The sequence below is a fragment of the Cryobacterium sp. MLB-32 genome, assembly GCF_000738085.1.
Classification (GTDB): Bacteria; Actinomycetota; Actinomycetes; order Actinomycetales; family Microbacteriaceae; genus Cryobacterium.
The window spans coordinates 1-444 of the sequence record NZ_JPRS01000574.1 but is presented as its reverse complement, the minus strand read 5'-3'; the positions used below and the strand labels follow the sequence as shown (position 1 = coordinate 444).

The following is a 444-nucleotide window of genomic DNA, read 5'->3' as shown; positions in this document are numbered from 1 at the left end:
GGTCGTCGCACCCGACGCCGAGGTGCGCATTCTACTCACCGCATCCGAAGAGGCTAGAATGGCTAGGCGCTCTGCGGAAATTACAACCCAATCGGCCGAAACCGTGGCAGATCAGCTGCGATCGAGAGATCGTGCTGACTCAGAGGTCGTCGATTTCATGAGCGCCGCAAACGGTGTCACCACCGTTGACTCCACCCACCTTGACTTAGAACAGACCATCACCGCGGTCATCGACGTCATCAATACACGTACGGCTAGGGCATCGCATGACTGAGGAATACGACGACACGGGCTCCGCGCTCGATAACGAGCTGGCGGAGCGACTTGCCAACCTCGATGAGGAACTGGCCGCCAAGCGTGCGGAAGCGCTGCGCACCGGCCTCAACGATTACGATCTCGACGAGGAAGACTTCGACGTACTGTCGACGGTCACCGATAACCCCG

1 protein-coding gene is annotated in these 444 nt (G+C 59.2%); it reads left to right on the top strand.

The window, feature by feature from the left end:
- On the top strand, positions 1–274 hold a 274-nt coding region (locus JF66_RS20035), incomplete at its 5' end, for a (d)CMP kinase (protein ID WP_035880648.1).
- Positions 275–444 lie beyond the last annotated feature (170 nt).